The 22,935-nt window shown below is 67.7% G+C and carries 18 protein-coding genes and 1 pseudogene; 10 read left to right on the plus strand and 9 right to left on the minus strand.

Annotated features, from left to right (window positions below; all coding sequences use genetic code 11):
* Window positions 1-45 precede the first annotated feature (45 nt).
* The 3 genes from ABT360_RS00560 (at window position 46) to ABT360_RS00570 (ending at window position 1,393) form a co-directional block, all read left to right on the plus strand.
* On the plus strand, window positions 46-243 hold the full coding sequence (locus ABT360_RS00560) for a helix-turn-helix transcriptional regulator (protein WP_351808456.1): 198 nt from the start codon (window positions 46-48) through the stop codon (window positions 241-243).
* 115 nt (window positions 244-358) lie between these two features.
* Window positions 359-952 (plus strand): GNAT family N-acetyltransferase, encoded by a 594-nt coding sequence (locus ABT360_RS00565; protein WP_351808459.1) that lies wholly within the window; start codon window positions 359-361, stop codon window positions 950-952.
* A 129-nt stretch (window positions 953-1,081) separates the two neighbouring features.
* The gene (locus tag ABT360_RS00570) at window positions 1,082-1,393 is read left to right on the plus strand and encodes a heavy-metal-associated domain-containing protein (protein WP_351808462.1); all 312 of its coding nucleotides are present in this window, start codon (window positions 1,082-1,084) and stop codon (window positions 1,391-1,393) included.
* Window positions 1,394-1,938: 545 nt separating this feature from the next.
* On the opposite strand, the gene ABT360_RS00575 is transcribed toward ABT360_RS00570, so the two are convergent.
* Window positions 1,939-3,228, minus strand: a complete 1,290-nt coding sequence (locus ABT360_RS00575; RefSeq protein WP_064069415.1) for a citrate synthase — start codon at window positions 3,226-3,228, stop codon at window positions 1,939-1,941.
* Between the two features lie 177 nt (window positions 3,229-3,405).
* Window positions 3,406-5,631 carry an SF1B family DNA helicase RecD2 gene (recD2, locus tag ABT360_RS00580; RefSeq protein ID WP_351808467.1) on the minus strand — a complete coding sequence of 742 codons (2,226 nt, stop codon included), beginning with the start codon at window positions 5,629-5,631 and terminating at the stop codon, window positions 3,406-3,408.
* A gap of 181 nt (window positions 5,632-5,812) precedes the next feature.
* On the opposite strand from recD2, the gene ABT360_RS00585 reads away from it, so the two are divergent.
* From ABT360_RS00585 to ABT360_RS00600, 4 genes are read left to right on the plus strand one after another with little or no spacing between them, the layout of a single operon-like run.
* The gene (locus tag ABT360_RS00585; protein ID WP_351808959.1) at window positions 5,813-6,334 is read left to right on the plus strand and encodes an SseB family protein; all 522 of its coding nucleotides are present in this window, start codon (window positions 5,813-5,815) and stop codon (window positions 6,332-6,334) included.
* Window positions 6,334-6,975, plus strand: coding sequence for a hypothetical protein (locus tag ABT360_RS00590; RefSeq protein ID WP_351808470.1), 642 nt, complete (start codon window positions 6,334-6,336; stop codon window positions 6,973-6,975). The genes ABT360_RS00585 and ABT360_RS00590 overlap by 1 nt, the downstream gene beginning before the upstream one ends.
* Entirely contained in the window at window positions 6,975-11,672 is a 4,698-nt protein-coding gene (locus ABT360_RS00595) for a putative T7SS-secreted protein (protein WP_351808473.1), read from the plus strand. The genes ABT360_RS00590 and ABT360_RS00595 overlap by 1 nt, the downstream gene beginning before the upstream one ends.
* A gap of 8 nt (window positions 11,673-11,680) precedes the next feature.
* On the plus strand, window positions 11,681-12,181 hold the full coding sequence (locus ABT360_RS00600; protein ID WP_351808476.1) for a hypothetical protein: 501 nt from the start codon (window positions 11,681-11,683) through the stop codon (window positions 12,179-12,181).
* Between the two features lie 237 nt (window positions 12,182-12,418).
* Here the strand turns inward: ABT360_RS00600 and ABT360_RS00605 are convergent, their stop codons facing one another.
* Genes ABT360_RS00605 through ABT360_RS00615 form a run of 3 tightly spaced genes read right to left on the minus strand, consistent with a single transcriptional unit; the run spans window position 12,419 to window position 15,521 of the window.
* Window positions 12,419-13,231: a sugar phosphate isomerase/epimerase family protein gene (locus tag ABT360_RS00605; RefSeq protein ID WP_351808479.1), complete on the minus strand. Its 813-nt coding sequence runs from the start codon at window positions 13,229-13,231 to the stop codon at window positions 12,419-12,421.
* Window positions 13,228-14,373 (minus strand): dihydrodipicolinate synthase family protein, encoded by a 1,146-nt coding sequence (locus ABT360_RS00610; protein ID WP_351808482.1) that lies wholly within the window; start codon window positions 14,371-14,373, stop codon window positions 13,228-13,230. Before ABT360_RS00610 ends, ABT360_RS00605 begins: the two co-directional genes overlap by 4 nt.
* Complete coding sequence (locus tag ABT360_RS00615) at window positions 14,370-15,521, minus strand: Gfo/Idh/MocA family protein (protein WP_351808485.1); 1,152 nt, start codon at window positions 15,519-15,521, stop codon at window positions 14,370-14,372. The genes ABT360_RS00610 and ABT360_RS00615 overlap by 4 nt, the downstream gene beginning before the upstream one ends.
* A gap of 172 nt (window positions 15,522-15,693) precedes the next feature.
* Here ABT360_RS00615 and ABT360_RS00620 point away from each other — a divergent pair, with 172 nt between their 5' ends.
* Window positions 15,694-16,749, plus strand: a complete 1,056-nt coding sequence (locus tag ABT360_RS00620; protein WP_351808488.1) for a LacI family DNA-binding transcriptional regulator — start codon at window positions 15,694-15,696, stop codon at window positions 16,747-16,749.
* Between the two features lie 202 nt (window positions 16,750-16,951).
* Here ABT360_RS00620 and ABT360_RS00625 read toward each other — a convergent pair whose 3' ends face one another.
* The 4 genes from ABT360_RS00625 to ABT360_RS00640 form a co-directional block, all read right to left on the minus strand.
* Window positions 16,952-17,836: a PGAP1-like alpha/beta domain-containing protein gene (locus tag ABT360_RS00625; RefSeq protein ID WP_351808491.1), complete on the minus strand. Its 885-nt coding sequence runs from the start codon at window positions 17,834-17,836 to the stop codon at window positions 16,952-16,954.
* Window positions 17,833-18,798: a trypsin-like serine peptidase gene (locus ABT360_RS00630; RefSeq protein ID WP_351808494.1), complete on the minus strand. Its 966-nt coding sequence runs from the start codon at window positions 18,796-18,798 to the stop codon at window positions 17,833-17,835. Before ABT360_RS00630 ends, ABT360_RS00625 begins: the two co-directional genes overlap by 4 nt.
* A 350-nt stretch (window positions 18,799-19,148) precedes the next feature.
* Window positions 19,149-19,517 (minus strand): hypothetical protein, encoded by a 369-nt coding sequence (locus ABT360_RS00635; protein ID WP_351808497.1) that lies wholly within the window; start codon window positions 19,515-19,517, stop codon window positions 19,149-19,151.
* 86 nt (window positions 19,518-19,603) lie between these two features.
* Window positions 19,604-21,244, minus strand: coding sequence for a caspase family protein (locus tag ABT360_RS00640; RefSeq protein ID WP_351808500.1), 1,641 nt, complete (start codon window positions 21,242-21,244; stop codon window positions 19,604-19,606).
* Here ABT360_RS00640 and ABT360_RS00645 point away from each other — a divergent pair.
* Both ABT360_RS00645 and ABT360_RS00650 read left to right on the plus strand, forming a co-directional pair.
* Window positions 21,210-22,547, plus strand: coding sequence for an IS4 family transposase (locus ABT360_RS00645; RefSeq protein ID WP_351808503.1), 1,338 nt, complete (start codon window positions 21,210-21,212; stop codon window positions 22,545-22,547). The two genes, ABT360_RS00640 and ABT360_RS00645, sit on opposite strands and share 35 nt — an antisense overlap.
* Before the next feature lie 193 nt (window positions 22,548-22,740).
* Window positions 22,741-22,920: pseudogene (locus ABT360_RS00650) on the plus strand (GNAT family N-acetyltransferase); the annotation flags it as partial.
* Between the last annotated feature and the right edge of the window lie 15 nt (window positions 22,921-22,935).

The following is a 22,935-nucleotide window of genomic DNA, read 5'->3' on the forward strand; positions in this document are numbered from 1 at the left end:
GTCCTCCCGGGCCGCCGCCGCGGCGCACGCAGGGAGGTGCCAAAGATGACGGACAGAAGGCTCTGGTCCTACAAGGAGATTGCCGCGCACATCCGGGTACAGCCGGACACGGTCCGCTCGTACCGTAAGCACGGCCTGCTCCCGCAGCCCGACCATGTGGAGGGCGGCAAGCCCTACTGGTACCCGGACACCATTCGCGTCTGGGTGGCCAACCGCCCCGGCAACCGCGGTCGCGCGGACTGAGGTTCCCGCGACGCTCCGGCCCCGGTCCGGACCCCCGGCCCCGTACACCGTCCGGTACGGGGCCGGCCGCGTAAATGCATTGCCGGGCCCCGCGCCGGGCCCGGAGGATCGCCGGATGAGCGACTTCTCCGTAAAGCCCATCCTCACCGGCGACAACGTGGTGCTGCGGCCGGTGACCGAGGAGGACGCCGTTGTGGTCGCGGAGATCCTGAACGACCCGGAGGTCCTGACCCTCACCGGCACCCCCGACGGCGCACCGCCCCTCTCCCTCGACCACCTGCGCTCCTGGTACGGCTCGCGCGGCGACCGGACCGACCGGCTGGATCTTGCTCTGGTCGACCGGGCGTCCGGGGAGATGGTGGGCGAGCTCGTGTTCAACGAATGGGACGAGCCGAACCGCAGCTGCAACTTCCGCACCCTCATCGGCCCCCGGGGACAGAACCGGGGCCTGGGGACCGAGGCGATCCGGTTGTTCCTCGCCCATGGCTTCGAGCAGCTGGGTCTGAACCGGATCTCCCTGGGCGTCTTCGCCTTCAACCCGCGGGCGGTCCGGGTCTACGAGAAGGTCGGCTTCGTCCGGGAGGGCGTGGAGCGGGAGGCGCTGTGGCACGGTGGCCAGTGGATCGACTCGCTGTACATGTCCGTCCTGGCCCGCGAGTGGGCCGTCCACCGTGGGCACCCGAACGGCGCCCACTCCGGCAGCCACTGAACCGGACGGCACGGAGCCCTGAACGCTGGAATTCATACCCCCCAGGGGTATACAGTGAGTACGTCAGGACGCCACGGCGTTCCCGTGAGCCCCTGTCGCACCACGACTCCGACCGAAGAGGAGAACACCATGACCGCCGAGACGAGGACCGAGCTCCCCCAGGCCACCGGCTCCTGCTGCTCGCCGAGCGGCTCCTGCCACGACAGCGCGGCCGACGCCCAGACCGGCGGCATCACGGCCGTCTACGAGGTCCGGGGCATGACCTGCGGCCACTGCGAGGGTGCCGTGACCGAGGAGATCTCCGCGATCGCCGGCGTCACCTCCGTCAAGGCGGTCGCCGCCACGGGCCTGGTCACCGTCGTCTCCGAGGCCGCGCTGGACGAGGCCGAGGTGCGCGCGGCGGTCGACGAGGCGGGGTACGAGCTCGTCGGCCGGGCCTGACGCCCGAGCGGGCCACCCCCTCTGCCTGCGGCCGTCATCCCGGCCCCGCAGACCGCCTGCGGACAGGCACGCCACCCCGGCCGAGCCGGGCCGCACCGCGAATGGCGGGCGGTCGGCTCGGCCGTGGCTTTTTCTCCGCCTTTGTCGGTGACTGTCGGTCCCCGGGCACGTAGCTGCACGTAATTTCACCTTCACGTGACTCACAGGACCTTCACAAAGAGATCTAGATCACAGATATTTGGGGGTAACCATTTGGACGGCTCGCGAGTCTAAATGGGCGATGCCGAACGTCTTGGGGGACGTTCATGGGATGTCTTGGGGGACGTCCCAGGCAAGCGTTGGCCGGGGCACGTGCACCGGGGAGCTTTGAGCGGCCCTCCCGTACGTACCCCGGCAGATCGCATCGCGAGCTTCTGCTGGAACCCGGCAGACGCCCGGACCCGGATCCCGTGGGGGGAATCCGTTCCGGGGATATGGGGAGCGCCCCGCTCGCCGACCCGTGGGGGGATCGGCGGCGGGGCGCTTCTCGTTTGTCGCGGCGGGCGTCAGCGGCCCTCGACCGGGACGAAGTCGCGCAGGACCTCGCCCGTGTAGATCTGGCGCGGGCGGCCGATGCGGGAGCCCGGCTCCTTGATCATCTCGTGCCACTGGGCGATCCAGCCCGGCAGGCGGCCCAGGGCGAAGAGGACCGTGAACATCTCGGTCGGGAAGCCCATCGCCCGGTAGATCAGACCCGTGTAGAAGTCCACGTTCGGGTAGAGGTTTCGCGAGACGAAGTAGTCGTCGGCGAGCGCGTGCTCCTCCAGCTTGAGCGCGATGTCCAGCAGCTCGTCGGACTTGCCGAGCGCCGAGAGGACGTCGTGCGCCGCCGCCTTGATGATCTTCGCCCGGGGGTCGAAGTTCTTGTAGACGCGGTGGCCGAAGCCCATCAGGCGGACGCCGTCCTCCTTGTTCTTCACCTTGCGGATGAAGGAGTCGACGTCGCCGCCGGTGGCCTGGATGCCCTGGAGCATCTCCAGCACCGACTGGTTGGCGCCACCGTGCAGCGGGCCCCACAGGGCCGAGATGCCGGCGGAGATCGAGGCGAACATGTTCGCCTGCGACGAGCCGACCAGGCGCACGGTCGAGGTCGAGCAGTTCTGCTCGTGGTCCGCGTGCAGAATCAGCAGCTTGTCGAGCGCGGAGACCACGACCGGGTCCAGCTCGTACTCCTGGGCCGGCACCGAGAAGGTCATACGCAGGAAGTTCTCGACGTACGACAGGTCGTTGCGCGGGTAGACGAACGGGTGACCGATCGACTTCTTGTAGGCGTACGCCGCGATCGTGGGCAGCTTGGCCAGCAGCCGGATCGTGGAGAGGTGGCGCTGCTTCTCGTCGAACGGGTTGTGGCTGTCCTGGTAGAACGTCGACAGCGCGCTGACGACCGAGGACAGCATCGCCATCGGGTGGGCGTCGCGCGGGAAGCCGTCGAAGAACCGCTTGACGTCCTCGTGCAGCAGGGTGTGCTGCGTGATCTCGTTCCGGAAGGCCGCCAGCTCGTCGACCTTGGGCAGCTCACCGTTGATCAGCAGGTACGCCACCTCGAGGAAGGTGGAGCGCTCGGCCAGCTGCTCGATGGGGTAGCCGCGGTACCGCAGGATGCCCTGCTCGCCGTCCAGGTAGGTGATCGCGGATTTATAGGCGGCGGTGTTGCCGTATCCACTGTCCAGGGTCACCAGACCGGTCTGGGCTCGGAGCTTCCCGATGTCGAAGCCCTTGTCACCGACGGTGCTCTCGACCACCGGGTAGGTGTATTCACCGTCCGCGTACCGCAGTACTACAGAGTTGTCGCTCACGTCATCCCTCACCGACGTAGTGCCTCTTCTTCGAGGTGCCCTGACTGTCTCTACCATCCCCCACTTGGCCCAGCAGAGTGCACTCGGGGTCGACCATTCGGCCAATTGGCGGCACTCAGTGCCGTCAACCTGCTCATCCTGCCCCCTTCGCCCCGGTTGTGAAAGTCCGGATGATCCTTAGGTGATGTTTCCCACCCGTACCTCACCTTTCAGCCGATGGCGTAGTGAGGTAAAGCGCCGACCGGCGGAAACGGTGCGGACCGCCTGCCCGATCGCCTTGCGTGAGCCGACGAGGACGACGAGTTTCCTCGCCCGGGTGACGGCCGTGTAGAGCAGGTTCCGCTGGAGCATCATCCACGCCCCGGTGGTGACCGGGATCACCACCGCCGGATACTCGCTCCCCTGGGAGCGGTGGATGGTGACGGCGTACGCGTGTGCCAGCTCGTCCAGCTCGTCGAAGTCGTACGGCACCTCCTCGTCCTCGTCGGTCAGCACCGTCAGCCGCTGCTCGTCCACATCGAGTGACGTGACCACGCCGACTGTGCCGTTGAAGACTCCGTTCGCCCCCTTCTCGTAATTGTTGCGAATTTGAGTGACCTTGTCGCCGACGCGGAAGACCCTTCCGCCGAATCTCTTCTCCGGGAGGTCCGGCCGCGCCGGGGTGACGGCCTGCTGGAGGAGTCCGTTGAGGGTGCCCGCGCCGGCCGGTCCCCGGTGCATCGGCGCCAGGACCTGCACGTCGCGGCGCGGGTCGAGGCCGAACTTCGCCGGTACGCGGCGCGCGGCGACGTCCACGGTGAGCCGGCCGGCCTCCTCGGTGTCCTCCGTGACGAAGAGGAAGAAGTCCGGGAGCCCCGAAGTGATCGGCTGCTGCCCGGCATTGATCCGGTGGGCGTTGGTGACGACACCGGACTTCTGGGCCTGCCGGAAGATCCGTGTGAGCCGCACCGACGGGACCGGGCTGTCCGGAGCCAGCAGGTCGCTCAGCACCTCCCCCGCGCCCACGCTCGGCAACTGGTCGACGTCCCCCACCAGCAGCAGGTGGGCACCCGGCGCCACCGCCTTGACCAGCTTGTTGGCCAGCAGCAGGTCCAGCATGGACGCCTCGTCGACGACGACCAGGTCGGCGTCGAGCGGCCGGTCCCGGTCGTACGCCGCGTCCCCGCCCGGCTTGAGCTCCAGCAGCCGGTGCACCGTGGACGCCTCCGCGCCGGTCAGCTCCGCCAGCCGCTTGGCCGCGCGGCCGGTGGGCGCCGCGAGGACCACCTTGGCCTTCTTGGCTCGGGCCAGCTCCACGATCGACCGGACCGTGAACGACTTTCCGCAGCCGGGACCGCCGGTCAGCACCGCCACCTTCTCGGTGAGGGCGAGCCGCACGGCCTCCTCCTGCTCGGGCGCCAGCTCCGCCCCCGTACGGTCCACGAGCCACGCCAGCGCCTTGTCCCACGCCACGTCCCGGAAGGCCGGCATCCGGTCCTCCTCCGCGCGCAGGAGCCGCCGGAGCTGGGCGGCCAGGGAGAGCTCGGCCCGGTGGAACGGGATCAGGTAGACGGCCGTCAGCGACTGCCCCTCGGGGCCCGGCACCTGCTCGCGCACGACGCCCTCCTCGTCGGCCGCCAGAGCGGCCAGGCAGTCGATCACCAGGCCGGTGTCGACCTGGAGGAGCTTCACGGCGTCGGAGATCAACTGCTCCTCGGGCAGGAAACAGTGCCCCTGGTCGGTCGACTGCGAAAGGGCGTACTGCAACCCGGCCTTGACCCGCTCCGGGCTGTCGTGCGGGATGCCCACGGCCCGCGCGATCTTGTCGGCGGTGAGGAACCCGATGCCCCACACGTCGGCGGCCAGCCGGTAGGGCTGGTTCTTCACCACGGAGATGGAGGCGTCCTCGTACTTCTTGTAGATCCGCACCGCGATGGACGTGGAGACGCCGACGCCCTGGAGAAAGACCATCACCTCCTTGATCGCCTTCTGCTCCTCCCACGCGGCACCGATCATCTTCGTCCGCTTCGGCCCGAGCCCCGGCACCTCGATGAGCCGCTTCGGCTCCTGCTCGATGACGTCGAGCGTCTCGATGCCGAAGTGCTCCACGATCCGGTCGGCGATGCGCGGACCGATGCCCTTGATCAGTCCGGAGCCGAGATAGCGGCGGATGCCCTGGACGGTGGCCGGCAGGACGGTCGTGTAGTTCTCCACCGTGAACTGCTTGCCGTACTGCGGGTGGGACCCCCAGCGGCCCTCCATGCGCAACGACTCCCCCGGCTGCGCGCCGAGCAGCGAGCCGACCACCGTGAGGAGTTCCCCGCCACCGCGCCCGGTGTCGACCCGGGCCACCGTGTAACCGTTCTCCTCATTGGCGTACGTGATCCGCTCGAGGACCCCTTCGACCACTGCTGGATTGGACATGCCCCGACGCTACCGGGCAGGTCCGACAGTGCGGCGGGCCTGTGGAGAAACCCCGGCTGTCGCCCGGTGCCCACCGCCCGGGTCCTGGCCGCGAGGCTCGGCATTCGCGGGCTCCCGCAAGCCGGTGGCCCGCGTTGTTCTGCGTTGCTCCTGGGAAGTCGACCATGCCAGCATGCGCTGTGTGACGGAAAACGGGGATGACATACCGCCGCCTGTGCGGCGTTCCAAACTGGCCGACTTGGCCCAGGGGGCCGAAGAGGCTCCACCACCGGAAACGTCAGTGCCCGCAGAGCCGTCCCCACCGGAGACACCAGCGGGCCCGGCCGCGTCGTCCGAGGACCTACTGGCCTCCGCACGGCGGCAGTTTGCAAGGGTGCTGGGCGAATTCCGGCGTACGGCGGTCGTGGTGCCGTTCGATGAGTACGGCAGCTTGTGGACGGCAGAGCAGAACGGGGTGCGGTGGATCTGCGCCTTCTCGGACGAGGAGGCGCTGGCACGGTTCGCGCGGGCTCGGGGTGAGGCGCAGAGGGAGTGGCCGTACCGGACGATTCTGGGCGCGCGGTTGCTCGATGTGATGGTGCCGATGCTCCCAGGACCGGCGGGTGTGGCGCTGGACGCGGGCAGCGACGAGGGAATGCTGTTCCCGCCCGTGGAGGGCATCGTGCCCGACGCGGTGGCGGTTGATCTCGAGGGGGATGCGTAATGGGCGGGGATCTCGAGGCGCCGAAGCAGGCGCTTGTGGACATCACGAACGGCATCAATCTGGCGCACGCCGAGCTGAAGGACCTCGGCATGATCGGCGAGGCCACGGCAGGGCGGGGATTCTCGGATCTTGCCTTGTCGGGTCTGGAGCTGGGCCACGGTGGTCTGGCGGCGGAGTTCGGCACATTCTGCGACCGGTGGGAGTGGGGCGTTCGGGCGCTGACGTTGCGTGGTAACACCTTCGCCCAGGGCGTCGGTCTGTCGGCGGGATCGTTCGCCGAGCAGGACCAGTACGTGAAGGACTCGATCAAGATCGGAGTGAACTCCCTGAACGGGAACCCGCACTTGAGCGAGGACGAGGTCAAGGGCATGCGCTGGGACCAGATCAGAGACCAGAACATGTGGGACAACCCGGACTGGAGCCCCGAGTCCTTCGCCGGCGCGCACGAAGAAGTGAAGCAGACCTGGAAGAACACCAGCTACGACGTGGCCGATGCCCAGCTCGACTCGATGGAACGCTCGGGTCTGATCGACTCCGGGGCGCGTGAACTCGTGGACTCCGAGCTGCGCGAGACCTTCGACCCGTCCGCGGAGACGATCCAGCAGGCCGAGCAGCCCCGGTGGGGCGAGGAGCGAGACTGATGGTGGATTGGGGAGGGCTGACCGACAAAGTCATCGACGGTCTTGACCGGGGGATCGACAAGGGCAAGGAGTTCGTCGGCGAGACTGTCGACAAGGCGACGGACAAAGTCGGCGAGAAGCTGGACGAATACGGCGCACACGAGTGGGCCGACACCGTCACGGACTGGGGCGACGAGACGGCCTCCTCGCTGGGCGCCGAGGTGGGCGAGCAGCAACTCGGCCAGACCGAGGAGGCCAATGAGCTCATCCACGGCAATCCGGAGAAGATCGCCTCGACGGTGAAGAACCTCCGGGACTTCCAGAAGGCGTTCGACCTGGTCGGCGGCGGCATGCGCAAGCTCGACTCCAGTCATTGGAAGGGCGAGGCCGCCAACACGTTCCGCGAGAAGTTCCAGACGCTGCCAACGGACTGGCTGCGTGCGGCGGACGCGTTCGAGGCGGCGGCCAAGGCGCTGGAGACCTACGCCAAGGTCGTCACCAGCGCTCAGGGCAAGGCCGGGGAGGCCATCGCCCTGTACAAGGAGGGCGACAAGGACTCCAAGACGGCCATCGACGAGTACAACAAGAAGGTCAACGCCTACAACGCCGCGCGCAACAGTGACAATCCGCTGCCCAAGCCAGAGCTCGGCGCCGATCCCGGCGAAGCCAAGCGCAAGCGGGCGCAGGAAATTCTCACGGATGCCCGGCGGGCACGCAACGAGGCCGCCGAGTCGGCCAAGGGGGCCGTGACCACGGCGATGGCCCATGCCCCCAAGGAGCCCTCCGGCCGTGAGAAGGTCAAGCTCGAGCTCATGGACCTCAGCCTGGGCCACGGCATCGAGATGGCCCACTTCGGCGGCGGTGTCATCAAGGGCACGGCAGGCCTGATCAACTTCGTCCGCTCGGTCAACCCGATGGACGTGTACAACCTGACGCATCCCGCCGAGTACTACAAGGGCGTCAATATGACGCTCGCCGGCCTCGTCTCGACGGCCGCCAACCCTGACCGGGCCCTGAAGAACGCCTGGGAGGCGGCCAAGGAGGATCCGCATGAGTTCCTCGGCCGCCTCGCGCCGGAAGCCTTGGGCACCAAGGGCGGCGGCATAGTCGCGGGTGGGATTCGGGCCGGCATACGAAACGGCATTGAGCCCGACGCCCCCGGTCCCGGACGTACGGCGGTGGGGGATGATCCCGCCAACCCGTCCCGCACGGAACGCGCGGCCGAGAAGGACCCGTCGGATCCGATCGACCTTGCCACTGGTGCGATGTACCTGCCCCAGACCGACATCAGCCTGCCCGGCGTGCTTCCCCTGGTCTTCCGGCGAAGAGTCGCCTCGGACTACCGAGCCGGACGATGGTTCGGTACGTCATGGTCGTCCACAGTCGACCAGCGTCTGGAGATCGACAGTGAAGGCGTCGTTCTCGTCGGTGAAGATGGCCTGCTGCTCTCCTATCCCCACCCGGCGCCCGGGGCGCCCGTTCTGCCGAGCCACGGTCCCCGATGGGCTCTGGACAGAACCCCGGATGGCGACTACACCGTCTCCGATCCCGGCTCAGGCCAAGTACGGCACTTCACATGCCACCAGGACAACGAAGCACTACTCACACAGATTGACGACCGCAACGGCAACTGGCTCACGTTCGAGTACGACGGGAACGGTGCCCCTGCCTCCATCGTCCACTGCGGTGGCTACCACCTGAAGATGACCACCAGCGACGGCCGGATCACCGCGCTCCACCTGGCGGGTGCAGCCGCGGACGGCACCGACCAGGTCATCCTTCGTTATGGCTACACCGACGGCCATCTCACCGAGGTCATCAACTCCTCCGGTCTGCCGCTTCGATTCGCCTACGACGAACGAGGCCGCGTCACGTCGTGGACCGACACCAACGGCAGTCGGTACGACTACGTCTACGACGAACAGGACCGGTGCATTGCCGAAGGTGGTGCCGAGGGTCATGTGGCTCTGCGGCTGAACTACGACGGCACTGATCCCGAAACCGGCCTACAGGTAACGACCGCAATCACGAGCAGTGGAGCCGTTCATCGGTACGTGATCAACGAGTCCCACCAAATTGTGGCAGAGATCGACCCGTTGGGCGCGACTACGCGCTTCGAACGCGATCGGTACAACCGCCTGCTGTCCCGAACGGACCCACTAGGCCGCACGACCCGCTTCGAGTACGACGAGTCAGGACACCCCACAGTCGTACATCGCCCGGACGGCCGATCTCTTTCGGCCGAGTACAACCCCCTGGGCCTCCCGACACGCATCACCTACCCTGACGGGACCACGGTTCGCCGGGAGTACGACCATCACGGCAATGGAATGTCCTTCACGGATGCCGCTGGAGCCATAACCCGGTACACCTACAACCAATTCGGCCACACGGAGTCGATCACCGACGCGCTCGGCAGCATCACGCACATCCGCAACAACGACGCGGGCCTTCCCATCGAGGTGACCGATCCGCTCGGTGCGACGACACGCATTGAGCGTGACGCCTTCGGACGCCCGGTCACCATCACCGACCCGCTGGGGCACAAGACCCGCTTCGAATGGACGACGGAAGGCAACCCGGCCGCTCGGACCGACGCCGATGGCAGTCGGCAGTCCTGGGTCTACGACGGTGAGGGGAACTGCGTCTCTCACACTGACGCCATGGGTGCAGTGTCCCGTTTCGAATACACGCACTTCGACCTCATGACGGCCCGCACCGGCCCGGACGGAGTCCGCTACGAGTTCGAACACGACCACGAGCTCCGCCTGACTCGGGTAATGAATCCGCAGGGCTTGACCTGGACTTACGAGTACGATCCCGCCGGCCATCTGGTGTCGGAGACCGATTTCGACGGCCGGACCCTCAACTACATTCGTGACGCGGCAGGCCGACTCGTCGCACGGACCGATGCTGTCGGACGAACCATTCGCTTTGAGCGAGACGAACTCGACCGCATCGTCACCAAGAACGCCAGCGGATCAATCACCACGTTCGCCTACGACATCTTCGACCAACTCGCGGAAGCGGTCGGCCCCGATGCAACGATCACCTGTATTCGTGACCGCTATGGACGACTCAAGTCGGAGACCGTCAACGACCGGACCATGGCCTACGAATACGACAAGCTCGGTCGCTGCATCGGTCGTCGGACACCGGGCGGCGCGGTCAGCAGCTGGACCTACGACGCCGCGGGCCGACGTACGTCGTTCACCACGTCCGGCCGAAAGTTCAGCTTCGAGCACGACGCACTGGGCCAGGAAATCAATCGCCACATCGGCGGGACCGTCGTGCTGGCGTCGGAGTTCGACGCACTTGGCCGCCTCGCCAGGCAAGAGGTCAGTGGCGCCGGCCGCGCCATCCTGAGCCGTGACTACACCTACCGTGCCGATGGCAACCTCATCGCACTCACAGACCGACAGTCCGGCACCAAGGTCTTCGACGTCGACCCGGTCGGCCGCGTCACCGCGGTCCATGCCGCCAACTGGACCGAGCGCTACGCGTACGACGAGGCAGGCAATCAGACAGAGGCCGACTGGCCGGCCTTCCACCCTGGTCAGGAGGCCACCGGCTCTCGAACCTACTCCGGCACATCACTGACGCAGGCCGGCAACGTCCGCTGGGAACACGACGAGCTCGGACGCGTAACGCTGCGCCAAAGGAAGCGCCTCTCGCGCAAACCGGAGACATGGCGCTATGAATGGGATGCCGAAGATCGTCTGGCAGCAGTCACCACGCCCGATGGCATTCAATGGCGCTACCTCTACGACCCTCTCGGCCGACGTACCGTGAAGCAGCGAGTCGCCGACGACGGACACACCATTGTGGAGCAGGTCTTCTTCTCCTGGGACGGAAGCACCCTGTGTGAGCAGGTCACCGTCGCATCCGGTCTGGCACATCCCGTAGCGCTCACATGGGACCACCTCGGACTGCGTCCGCTTGCCCAGACAGAGCGCCGCCTCCGGTCGAACGCATCTCAGGAAGCGATCGATGAGCGATTCTTCGCCATCGTCACCGACCTGGTGGGTGCTCCCAGCGAAATCATCGACGAATCAGGCCACGTCGCCTGGCGGGCGCGCAGCACGTTGTGGGGTACGACCGCGTGGGCCGGCTCAAGCACCGCGTATACGCCGCTGCGGTTTCCCGGCCAGTATTTCGACCCGGAAACAGGACTGCACTACAACTACTTCCGGCACTACGATCCTGAGACGGCGCGTTATCTTACCGCCGACCCCCTGGGGCTTGCTGCGGCACCCAACCCCGTAGCGTATGTACACAACCCTCTGACGTGGTTCGACCCCCTCGGCCTGGCACCCAAGTACGAACCACTCAGGGAGGGGTACACCTCTCAGCCGGGATTCGACAAGGACCCGTATCACCCGAGCGTGGTCAAGGGGCGCATCGAGGAAATGCGCGACCTCTATGGAGTCAAGGATCCCGACTCCAAGGGCATGATCGGCGCGAATGGGACTCAGATCACCAGTAAGACCCTATGGAACCACGGCCCCTACCGGATCGACGTCGAGAACCCTGACCCGGGCGGTCGACCGGGTCAGCTCCACTTCCAGGACCAGAGCAACAAGGGCGCCAAGTACCAGTACGATTTCGACACCGGGAAGTTTGAAGGCCTACCGCGATCGATCGAAAAATCAGTCGGAAACACACCCGGATTCATCGGAGCGATCAGAAAAGGGCTCTCGGCTCTCGGCGAAGGATAGCAATGAGAATGAACTCCCTGATGTCCAGTCTTCTCGAAGATTTTCCCCTCACGGACTTGAGGGACGAAGACATTCCCCCCATGTTCTCAGAAGTGAAGGAAGAGGGCTGGTCCTACACACCCAATGGAGCACGGGTGTTGACGGGGCTCCTCCCGGAGAATCATTCCCCCTACTTCGATGTGCTCCAAGAAGAAACGTCGATCAACGGCCGAGGAATGATCGACTACGATCTCCCGGCGACCGGCGCCGAACGGACAGAAGCGCTTCTGAGGAGGTCTCTGTCCTATGCCTTCGCATGCCTCGGCAAGGCAGGCGAGCGCTTCGGTGACCAGGAGGTCAAGGCGTACGTGTCCCTTTCCCTGGGCGGCTGCGACGACGACACGATGACGGCGTATGTCACTTTCTGCACCCCCAATCCGAATGCGGCACCCTACGTTCGGGACCTGGAGAATGTCCAGAATGAGGCCATTATCGAGCTCTCACTGGAAGACCGTGACGCATGGCGCTGAGCTGGTACAACCGCGTACAGCAAGGGCCCGGTAGCCCTGACGGGAGGTTCCGCCGCAGGGCCGCCGGCAACTTCTAGCAGTCCCCCGCCGTACGTAAGGGGCCCGGTCCGTGGACCGGGCCCCGCGCGCTCCCCCCAGCAGGGCTTCCCTTGGATCCCCCCGGATTCCCCCGGAAGCCCGACGCCAGGTACGACACGCGTCACGCCGGAAGGGTTGTACGAGCACGGCGGGTGATTCTCAGAGCACGTGCCGCACGTACCTCCGTACCGTCTCCTCCAGGACCTCCACGCCGTCCCGGGCCCACAGGTCGTCGTTGAAGAGCTCCACCTCGATGGGGCCGGTGTAGCCGGAGGTGTCGACCAGTTCGCGCCAGGCGCGCAGGTCGATGCAGCCGTCGCCGAGCTGGCCGCGGCCGTTGAGGACGCCGGCCGGCAAGGGGGTGGTCCAGTCGGCGAGTTGGAAGGAGTGGATGCGGCCCTGGGCGCCGGCGCGGGCCACGGCCGTTGGGGCGCGGTCGTCCCACCAGACGTGGTACGTGTCGACGACGACGCCCACCTGGGAGGCCGGGAAGGGTGCGGCCAGCGTGAGGGCTTGGTCGAGGGTGGAGATCGCGCAGCGGTCGGCCGCGTACATGGGGTGGAGCGGCTCGATCGCGAGCCGGATCCCTCGCTCGGCGGCGTACGGGGCGAGTTCGGAGAGCGCGTCGGCGATGAGGGCGCGGGCGGCGGCGAGGTCCTTGCCGGCGGGCGGGAGACCGCCGGAGACCAGGACCAGGGTGTCGGTGCCGAGGGTCGCCGCCTCGTCGACGGCCGCGCGGTTGTCGTCCAGGTCGGCGGCGGTGGTGAAGAAGCCGCCCCGGCACAGGGTGGTGACGGTCAGCCCCGCGTCGCGGACGAGCTTGGCGGTGGCCTCCAGGCCGTACGCGGCGACCGGTTCGCGCCACAGGCCGATGCCCGGGACGCCGAGGCGGGCGCACGCCTCGGTGAGGTCGGGCAGCGGCAGTTGCCTGACGGTCATCTGGTTGACGCTGAAGCGGGCCAGAGGGCTCATTGCTCGACTCCGTACACCGTGAGCAGGGACTTCATTCGGGACTCCGCCAGCTGCGGGTCCGGGAACAGCCCCAGCCCGTCGGCCAGTTCGTACGCCCGCGCCAGGTGCGGCAGGGGGCGCGCCGACTGGAGGCCGCCGACCATGGTGAAGTGGTCCTGGTGGCCCGCCAGCCAGGCCAGGAACACCACGCCCGTCTTGTAGAAGCGGGTCGGCGCCTGGAAGAGGTGGCGCGAGAGGGCGACGGTCGGGTCGAGGAGCGCGCGGAAGCCCTCCGTGTCGCCGGTGTCCAGCACCCGTACCGCCTCGGCCGCCAGCGGGCCGAGCGGGTCGAAGATGCCGAGCAGGGCGTGGCTGAAGCCGTGGTCGTCGCCCGCGATCAGCTCGGGGTAGTGGAAGTCGTCGCCGGTGTAGCAGCGCACACCCTCGGGAAGGCGGCGTCGCAGGTCCACCTCCCGCTGGGCGTCCAGCAGGGACACCTTGATGCCGTCGACCTTGTCCGGGTGCTCGGCGATGACCTTCAGGAAGGTGTCGGTGGCGGCGTCCAGGTCGGCGGAGCCCCAGTAGCCGTCCAGGGCCGGGTCGAACATGGGTCCGAGCCAGTGGAGGATGACGGGTTCGCTCGCCTGGCGGAGGAGGTGGGTGTAGAGGGTCACGTAGTCGTCGGGGGACTGCGCGGCGGCGGCCAGGGCGCGGGAGGCCATGAGGACGGGTTGCGCGCCGGTGTCCTCGACGAGGGCCAGTTGTTCCTCGTACGCGGTGCGGACCGTCTCAAGGTCATGGCCCCCGGAGGGCAGCTGGTCCGTTCCCACGCCCGCCGCGATCCGGCCACCGACTGCCTTCGCCTCGGCGGCCGAGCGGCGGATCAGCTCGGCCGCGCCCGCCCAGTCCAGGCCCATGCCGCGCTGGGCGGTGTCCATCGCCTCGGCGACGCCCAGCCCGTGGGACCACAGGTGGCGGCGGAAGGCGAGGGTGGCGTCCCAGTCGACGGCCGCCGGGGAGCCGGGGGCGACGTCCGCGTACGGGTCGGCCACCACGTGGGCGGCGGAGAAGACCGTACGGGAGGCCGGAGGGGCGCCACCGGGGGCGAAGGGCGCGGGCGCGGTTCGCGGTTCGTACGTACCGTGCGGGAGTCGGATCGTCACAGCGACAGCTCCGGTACGTCGTATCGGCGGCCGTCCGCCGAGGACTTCAGGCCCAGCTCGGCGAGCTGCACGCCGCGCGCGCCCGCCAGGAGGTCCCAGTGGTACGGCTCGTCGAGGGCGACGTGGCGCAGGAACAGCTCCCACTGAGCCTTGAATCCGTTGTCGAACACGGTGTTGTCGGGGACCTCCTGCCACTGGTCGCGGAACGCCTCCGTGACGGGGACGTCCGGGTTCCAGACGGGCTTCGGCGTGGCGGAGCGGTGCTGGACGCGGCAGCCGCGCAGCCCGGCGACGGCCGAGCCGTGCGTGCCGTCGACCTGGAACTCGACCAGCTCGTCGCGGTGGACGCGTACCGCCCAGGAGGAGTTGATCTGGGCGACGGCGCCGCCGGCCAGCTGGAAGATGCCGTACGCGGCGTCGTCGGCGGTGGCGGCGTACGGCTTGCCGTCCTCGTCCCAGCGCTGCGGGACGTGGGTGGTGACGTGGGCGGTCACGGACGTCACGCGGCCGAACAGTTCGTGGAGCACGTACTCCCAGTGCGGGAACATGTCGACGACGATGCCGCCGCCGTCCTCCGCGCGGTAGTTCCAGGAGGGGCGCTGGGCCTCCTGCCAGTCGCCCTCGAAGACCCAGTAGCCGAACTCGCCGCGTACCGAGAGGATCTCGCCGAAGAAGCCGCCGTCGATGAGGCGCTTCAGCTTGCGCAGGCCCGGCAGGAAGATCTTGTCCTGGACGACGCCGTGCTTGATGCCGGCGGCCCGGGCGAGGCGGGCGAGTTCCAGGGCGCCGGCGGTGTCGGTGGCGGTGGGTTTCTCGGTGTAGATGTGCTTGCCGGCCGCGATCGCCCTGGTGAGGGCGTCGACGCGGGCGGAGGTGACCTGGGCGTCGAAGTAGATCTCCGTGGTGTCGTCGGCGAGGACGGCGTCGAGGTCGGTGGACCACTCGGTCAGCCCGTGCCGGTCGGCGAGGTCGCGCAGGGCGTGCTCCCGGCGGCCGACGAGGACGGGCTCGGGCCACAGGACCTCGCCGTCCCCGAGGTCCAGGCCGCCCTGGTCGCGGATCGCGAGGATCGAGCGCACCAGGTGCTGCCGGTAGCCCATCCGCCCCGTGACGCCGTTCATGGCGATCCGCACGGTTCTGCGTGTCACGAAGGTCCTCCCTGTGTCGTCGACGCCGGGACGCGGTCGGCCCGCGAGCGGTTCGCTCGGAGGGAGTCATGCCCGGACACCGGAGTAGCAAGCGCTTTCTATCGGGGATGACGCTAGCCTGCCGACATCGGCCCGTACAAGGGCCCGGTCCGACTCTCCTCGGAGGAACGCGATGACAGTCACCCTGGCCGATGTGGCGGCCCGCGCCCGGGTGTCCCCGGCCACCGTCTCCCGCGTCCTGAACGGCAACTACCCGGTCGCGGCCTCCACCCGCGAGCGGGTGCTGCGCGCGGTCGACGAGCTGGACTACGTACTGAACGGCCCCGCCAGCGCCCTCGCCGCCGCCACCTCCGACCTGGTCGGCATCCTCGTCAACGACATCGCCGACCCGTTCTTCGGGATCATGGCCGGGGCCGCACAGCACGCCATCGGCGAAGGCGCGTCGGGCCGGGCGGGCGGCGAGAAGCTCGCCGTCGTCTGCAACACCGGCGGCTCCCCCGAGCGCGAGCTGACCTATCTGACCCTCCTCCAGCGCCAGCGCGCGGCGGCCGTCGTCCTCACCGGGGGCGCGGTGGAGGACGCGGACCACATCGCGGCGATGGCCGCCAAGCTGGCCAAGCTCGCGGACGCCGGGACCCGGGTGGTGCTGTGCGGGCGGCCGCCGGTGCCGGCGGCGGGCGAGGTGATCGCGGCGGCGCTGACGTTCGACAACCGGGGCGGGGGGCGGCGGCTGACGGAGCATCTGCTGACGCTGGGCCACCGGCGGATCGGGTACGTCGCCGGACCGGCCGAGCGCACCACCACCCGCCACCGCCTGGAGGGCCACCGCGCGGCGATGGAGGCGGCGGGGCTGGGCGGCGAGGGCCTCACCGTGCACGGGCCGTACGACCGGCGCTCCGGGTACGACGCGACGCTGGAGCTGCTGCGGCGCGACCCGGACCTGACCGCCGTCGTCGCCGCCAACGACACGGTCGCGCTGGGCGCCTGCGCCGCGCTGCGGGACCGGGGGCTGCGGATCCCGGACGACATCTCCGTGGCGGGCTTCGACGACCTGCCGTTCTCGGTGGACGCGGTGCCCGCGCTCACCACCGTACGGCTGCCGCTGCACGAGGCGGGTGCGCGTGCCGGGCGGCTGGCGACCGGCCGGGAGGCCCCGCCGCCGGGCGGCATCGCCACGATCGGCGGGGAGCTGATGGTCCGCGCGTCGACGGGGCGGCCGGCGTCATGACCGCGCGGGTCGTTCTGCGCGATCCGGTGCCCGGGGAGCTGGGGTGGATCGTGCGCGGCACGGGGCGCTGTACGCGGCGGAGTACGGCTGGGACACCGCGGCCGCGATGACGGGCCACCACGCGCCTGTGGGCGGATCGGCTGAACCGGCTGCTGGAGAGGCACGAGACCAACGGGGAGTAACAGGCCTCCGCAGGGGCAGGTCACGGAGAGGCAAGCGCTGCGCCGATTGGTCCAGCTACTTGTGGGTGGGCGAGATAGCGTTCGATCGAGTGCGGCTCGTCACCGTTCTCCACTTCGATGTCCTCGAGCGGAGGGCCCCATTTTTTCCGCAAGGGATGCCCAAGGGCGACGATGTCGTTCACGTCGTAGGCGCTCAGCCATTCCACTCCAGGGTTGTCCGCGTACGTCGTGTCACCGAGGTTCTTGCGAACGGCGTCGATGCCCAGCGGTGAGCCGGCCGTCACCCACAGTCTGGTCCGGGCGCGCAGGTCGGCGTCGCCGAGCAGATCACGTGCCACCACAGTCCCCAAGCTGTGCGAGACCAGGATGACGGGCCCGTCAGAGGGGAGCTGCTCCCTTACGTGAGAGAGGACCCGGGTCCTGGCCCGCGTCAAGTAAACCGCCACATCGCACAGATGTGCGGCGATGAATTCCTGGTCGAACGGGGTGCGGTGAGCGAGCCAGTCAAGAGCGTCTCGAGCGACTTTCCAGGACAACACGTCTGAGAGACGTTCCAGTTCGTCGTCATCGTTCCGAAAAACCCAGCCTGCTCCGACGGCCATGTCCTCCAGCATCTTCCGTTCCGCAATGCCGATGTCCGAACCCAGGTAGGGGTGCAGTGGACCGGGCCTGTTGGGGTCCGCCGGCAGCGTTTCCAGGTCGATGTCCGCATGACTCTGCGCCAGTTCGTCGGTGATCCTGCGCAACAAGTTGCCGAAATACGGGAAAACCACGGGGACGTCCACGGGCGGCAAGCCGGCCTTCATAAGCCCTGCTGCCAGCCCTGCCTGCCACATGCGCTGGAGCTCAAGGGGTGCCTTCCACTCCTGCTTGCGGCCGTGGACCAGAACCAACGTCGCGCTCATACGCTCGCACCTGCCTCAATCGCCGCATCGATCAGGCTCCGCATCGGCGCATCGAGCGGGGCCTCCCTCAGCCGCTTGACGATTCTGCTCACCCTGGCGCCTTCATTTCCCATGTACGCGGCGGCGTCGCGGCCCATGTCGCGTGTCCAGCGCTCCCCGCTCCGGGCGAGCGGCGCTCCCCATGTGTCAAGCAATCTGATACCTCGGCGGTGAAGCGCGACCATCTCCCACTGATCGTTGAAGACGGGCGCTCCTGACGAGCCTTTCCGGGTGTCACTGGCATACCGCAGCCAGAGCTCGTCTTGGGCCACCATCCGGTTTTCCCGGATACTGACCCGCTTCCTGTCACCGCCGGGATGATGGATGACGTTCAGCGCCTCGCATTTGAGTGCTTTCCCGGTCTGCTCGATGAGCGGCACCCACCCATACGCATCTCCCGGTGGCCGGCCTCGCAGGTCGGCGACAGCCACCACGGTGAAGTCCAGCTCCGCGTCGGTAAACCAGCACACCTCCGGGGCAAGTGTGCAGGTCACATGCTCGCACTCACGGCCGGCCTCATCGACCTCGAAGCCGAACTGTACAGCCGCCTCCGAAGCATCGACTTCGCCAGGTACAACGTGGTTGTTCGTCAGCAGCAACCGCGGAGCGACGAGTACTCCGGTGGCGAGTGGGACGGGCGGATCACGACGCGAAGCCACGCTGACGACACGACCGACCGAACGTGCAGCGGTAATACCGCGGCTCAAGAAGTTGGTCCGGACAGAGTCGTCGTCTCCGACGAGCGCCTCCAGATCGAGTCCCTGTTCGGCGAGCCGCCGGTGACGCCGCTCGATCTCATCCGGTGCGTTGGCGAGAACCAGGTTGCGCTCGCGCAGCGCTGTCGCTGTATTGGCGACCTGGTCGGCACTGGCCTTCCAACGAGCGGCCAGGTCATCCGAGACGGTGTTCCATTCATCCGACATGTGCGCACCTCTTCACAGCTCAATCGCGCGATCTCGAACCGGTCCCCAAAGGGGACGTACAGGGGCCATTGCAGAGTTCGACCTGAATGTTTTCCAAGGAGGATGCCCCGCCGAGCAAACATCGGGGGCCGGCGCGGCACGGGTAGCGCCCGGATGCCGGTGAAGGCGCACCCGGGGCGTGTGCGCCGGCGGCAAGGCGCCCCAGGAGCGTCCGGCCGGCCAGGTGGAGGCGTCCGCGGTGTGCCGCCCCGACGGCCGGCCGGGCATGGTCGAGAGGTAGTCGTTGCCTCCGGCCGATCCGCTGGACTCCCGCATCCCGATGGGCGGTTCCGGGGGCGATCCTGGCCGTCTCAGCTCTCCTCCGGGCCGGTACCGGGGACGAAGCGAAAGGGCGGGTCGAACGGCCCCATCACCAAGAGATGGACGGCCGGGGTCGCGGTATCGACCAGCCGCTGATGCGAGGCGGCGGGGCTCTTCTCATGGGGGTGCGGGAAGTCGGCCCGGTCGGCGGGTTCCATCCGTACCGTGTTCTCGCTCGCCTGCTTGATCCGGCCTCGGAATTCGTTCAGCCAGTCTTCCAGGGGGCCGTTCCTCCCGAAGACCTTCAGCATGGCGATCTCGACCGTGCGGGCGGAGAAGTCGGACAGGTCGGGTGGTGTCATCCGGGCCAGATCCGTGGCTGCCTTGAGATACACCGCCTCATCATCGGGAGTGATCATCGGGCAAGTCCTTCCATCGATCCATCGAATGGAATGCCGACGGGACGGCGGCCTCCTGTATCGGCCGCCGTCCTTTCACCGATCGCTCAGGCGATGGCGCGGATGACGTACGGCAGCGCGGTACCGACCACGTCGAGGGCGTCGTCCCAGAAGCCCTTCTTCTCGCTGTCACTCATGCCGGCCGGAAGCTCAACGTCGATCTTGCCGACGCTGGGACGTTCGTTGGGCTTGAAGTCCTTCGTGATCGCGTTGATGACGAGCGGCGCCGCGACGCCGATCAGCGTCTCCACGAGCCCGAAGAACTTCGGGTCGCCCATCCGGGCCGGCGGGACCGCCCGCGCGATCTCACGGTGCACCTCCTCCGGGTCGGCAGCCTTGGTGTGGCTCTTCCTGGGACCGCCGCTCTTGGTGAGCTCGTCGAGGACGGCTGGTACCACGACCCGTGCGAGCCTGGCCGCGGAGTCCCAGAAGCCCTTGTCGAGGAGATTGTCCGTGTCTGCCACGGACGGTTGGACCGCGAAGCTCTTGTCCGCCGGAATTGCGGCCGCCATGGCGGGGGCGAGAACGGCGGCGACTGCCTGCGTGTCCAGCCGGTAGTTCAGGTCGGACGAGATGGTGCCCCAGGCCGACTTGCCCTTGCCCCCCGCCGCCTTGACGCCGGCCAGTATCTCTTCGGTGGCCGCGCCGACCGACTTCTCAAGCTCTACTGTACTCATTCCTTTTACCTCCGATGTGTGACTTTCCGTTGAGAATCCTTCGCCCTTTCCATGGACAAAAGATTTGTGACCGCCGCCTGCGTAGGCGACCTCTTTGAGCATTTCCTCGACCTGTCGGATCATCTCCTTGCTCTTTGTCTGCCGCCGGGAGATAAACGTCTCGGTGAGGAGGTGCGGTTGGTCCGAGGGAGCAAAGACGCAAGGCGTCTGGCTCATATTGAGGTCCTCGATGCGCGCCACGGACCGGTCGCGCAGGGCAGAGACCGAAATGGACGGATCCATCTCCATGGTCAAGGCGTAGGTGAACGCCGAGAGCCAGTTGGTTGCGGCGCTGCCGGCCGCCGCGGTCTGGTCCGCCTGGCAAGCGGTGAGGAGCACCGCATTCAGCTCGTTCGCCCCGGTGATGGCGCCCTTCGTCTTGGGCGCCTTGTTGGGGACGTGCGCCATGTTCTGGGCGAGCGACGCCTCGTTGCGCAAGGTGGTACGGCCGAAGGGCTTCAGCCCACGAACGAGGGATACGGACTTGGCCCGTTCCAGGAGCGCCTCTCGGGACGGCGTGAACACCTTGGTGCGCACGCTCTCCGGCAGTCCCTTGCGGAAGAGTGCCTTCTCCATGCCGCCGGAGTGACAGGAGTCGAGGACCACGGTGAGCACACCTGGCGGGACGAGCGCGCTGCGGTCAGCGAGTTCCGTGTCCTCCAGAAACTCGTCGTACGCGCAGAGCACCTCCGTCATGACGTCACCCTTCAGATAGCGGTAGCCATGCGAGGACTGGAAGAAGACCAGGCGGTCCCCGTCCTGGGCACCGTCCACCAGCCAGTCCAGACCATCTCGCGTCGCCGCCAGGGTCGCGTCCGAGTTGTGCAGCACACGGATCCCGGAGCTGTCGAAGTCGAGCTGGCCGAGCAGGTCGGTGAAGGCCACGGTGTCGGCGACGCAACTATTGAGGTTGTTCAGTGGATCCGGATACTCATCGATGCCGATGAGCAACGCACGATCTGTCATCGCCATCCCTTTCTTTGCTCTTCTGCATGCCGTGACTGCGGCACAGAATCGATTCTTCGACGGGCAGTGCAACCAAAAGCGAGCAATGCGCGTCCGTCAGGGGAAGGAAGGTTCGCCGCGTCGGCTTTCTCCCATGGTTTGCCCCTGTTGGGAAACGGGCAAGTCGGTGCCGATTGCTACTGCTGACTTAAGCGAGCCGTTCATCAATGACCTGAAAGGTGCTCCGATGCCACGGCCGGGGCAGTTGAAGGCGGCTGCCAGTGACGGATTGTCCGACCGTATTGCCCTCGCATTGTTGATGCATGAATTTCCGCCTGAAACGGTGGACCGCGTGATCGCGGAATGCGGCCGAACCGAGCGGCGCAGCCGGCTTCTCCCCGCCCGCACGGTGGTGTACTTCGTCCTCGCCATGTGCCTGTTCACCCAGCACAGTTACGAGGAGGTGGCCCGGATGCTGGTCGAAGCGACGGCCTGGGCAACCCGACAGGATGGACGTCCTCCTCCTGTGCCCACATCCGCTGCCATCTCACGAGCTCGCGTGCGCCTGGGGCCCGAGCCGCTGGCCTCGCTCTTCGCGCAGGCGACATGTGACACGCGGGCGCGGACGGCCCGGAAGGAGCGGTGTGCCCGCTATCTCCAGTGGCGGGTGATAGCGGTCGACGAGACAACGGTCGGTGTCCCGGACACACCAGAAAACCGCGCCCGTTACAGTTGCCCTTCCATCACCAGGGCGGAACCTGCGGCCCTGCCGCAAGCGCACCTGGTGGCACTGGCGGAATGCGGCAGCCACACCATCACCAGGGCCGTGCTGGGACAGAAGCCTGCCAAGACAGGACACGCCCTCACCCACGACGTGGTCGCGACCCTCACCCGAGGAGATCTGCTGCTCGCGGACCGCGGATTGGCCGACCTGGACCTGCTTCCCGTGCTACGTGCTGCCGGAGCGGACGTGCTGTGGCAGGCCGGTCCTCGGCCCGTCCTGCCACAGCACACCGTACTGCCGGACGGTTCCTATCTCTGCGAGTTGCGCTGCGGGCCCGCGCCGGCCCGGACGGTGGTCCGGGTACTCGATGACCCTCCGCATCGTCTGATCACCACACTCGTGGACCCCGAGCTGCACCCGGCGTCCGACCTGAGAGCCTTGTACCACCGGCGATGGGGGATCAAAGCCTCCCTGGAAGCCGTCGGCACGCTGCGGCAGGACGCCCCGCCAGTCCTGCGATCCCGCTGGCCAGGCGGCGTCGAGCAGGAGCTGTGGGGGCACCTGCTCGTCCACCACACCATTCATTCGCTTCTGCGCCCGGCTTAAGTAAGCGCTGAACGCTGCCGCCCCGGACGTCTCCGGCAAGGACACCCGGTACTTCCCCGAAGCCGGTCGCCGCCTCGGACCGGAAGCGGTCCAGGATGCCCAGCCGGCTCCGCTGCCGCCACCACCGCTACCTCGATCCGATGGCGGGCCCGCCGGTAAGCGGTTGCCAACGTGCGGAACTCCTGGAACGGGTGTGGAACGCCCACGGGAGGCGGGCTACCGGGAGCCGGTGCTGTGGACCAATGACGTCCTGACCGCCGCCCGGCGCATCTACCAGCGCGCGGGTTTCACCCTGGTGGCCGAGAAGCCGCACCGTTCGTACGGGGCGGACCTGGTGGGTCAGGACTGGCGGCTGCCGTTGCGCGGGCAATGACGGGGCGCCCGCGGG

It is taken from the genome of Streptomyces sp. NPDC000229 (assembly GCF_040300825.1).
GTDB lineage: Bacteria > Actinomycetota > Actinomycetes > Streptomycetales > Streptomycetaceae > Streptomyces.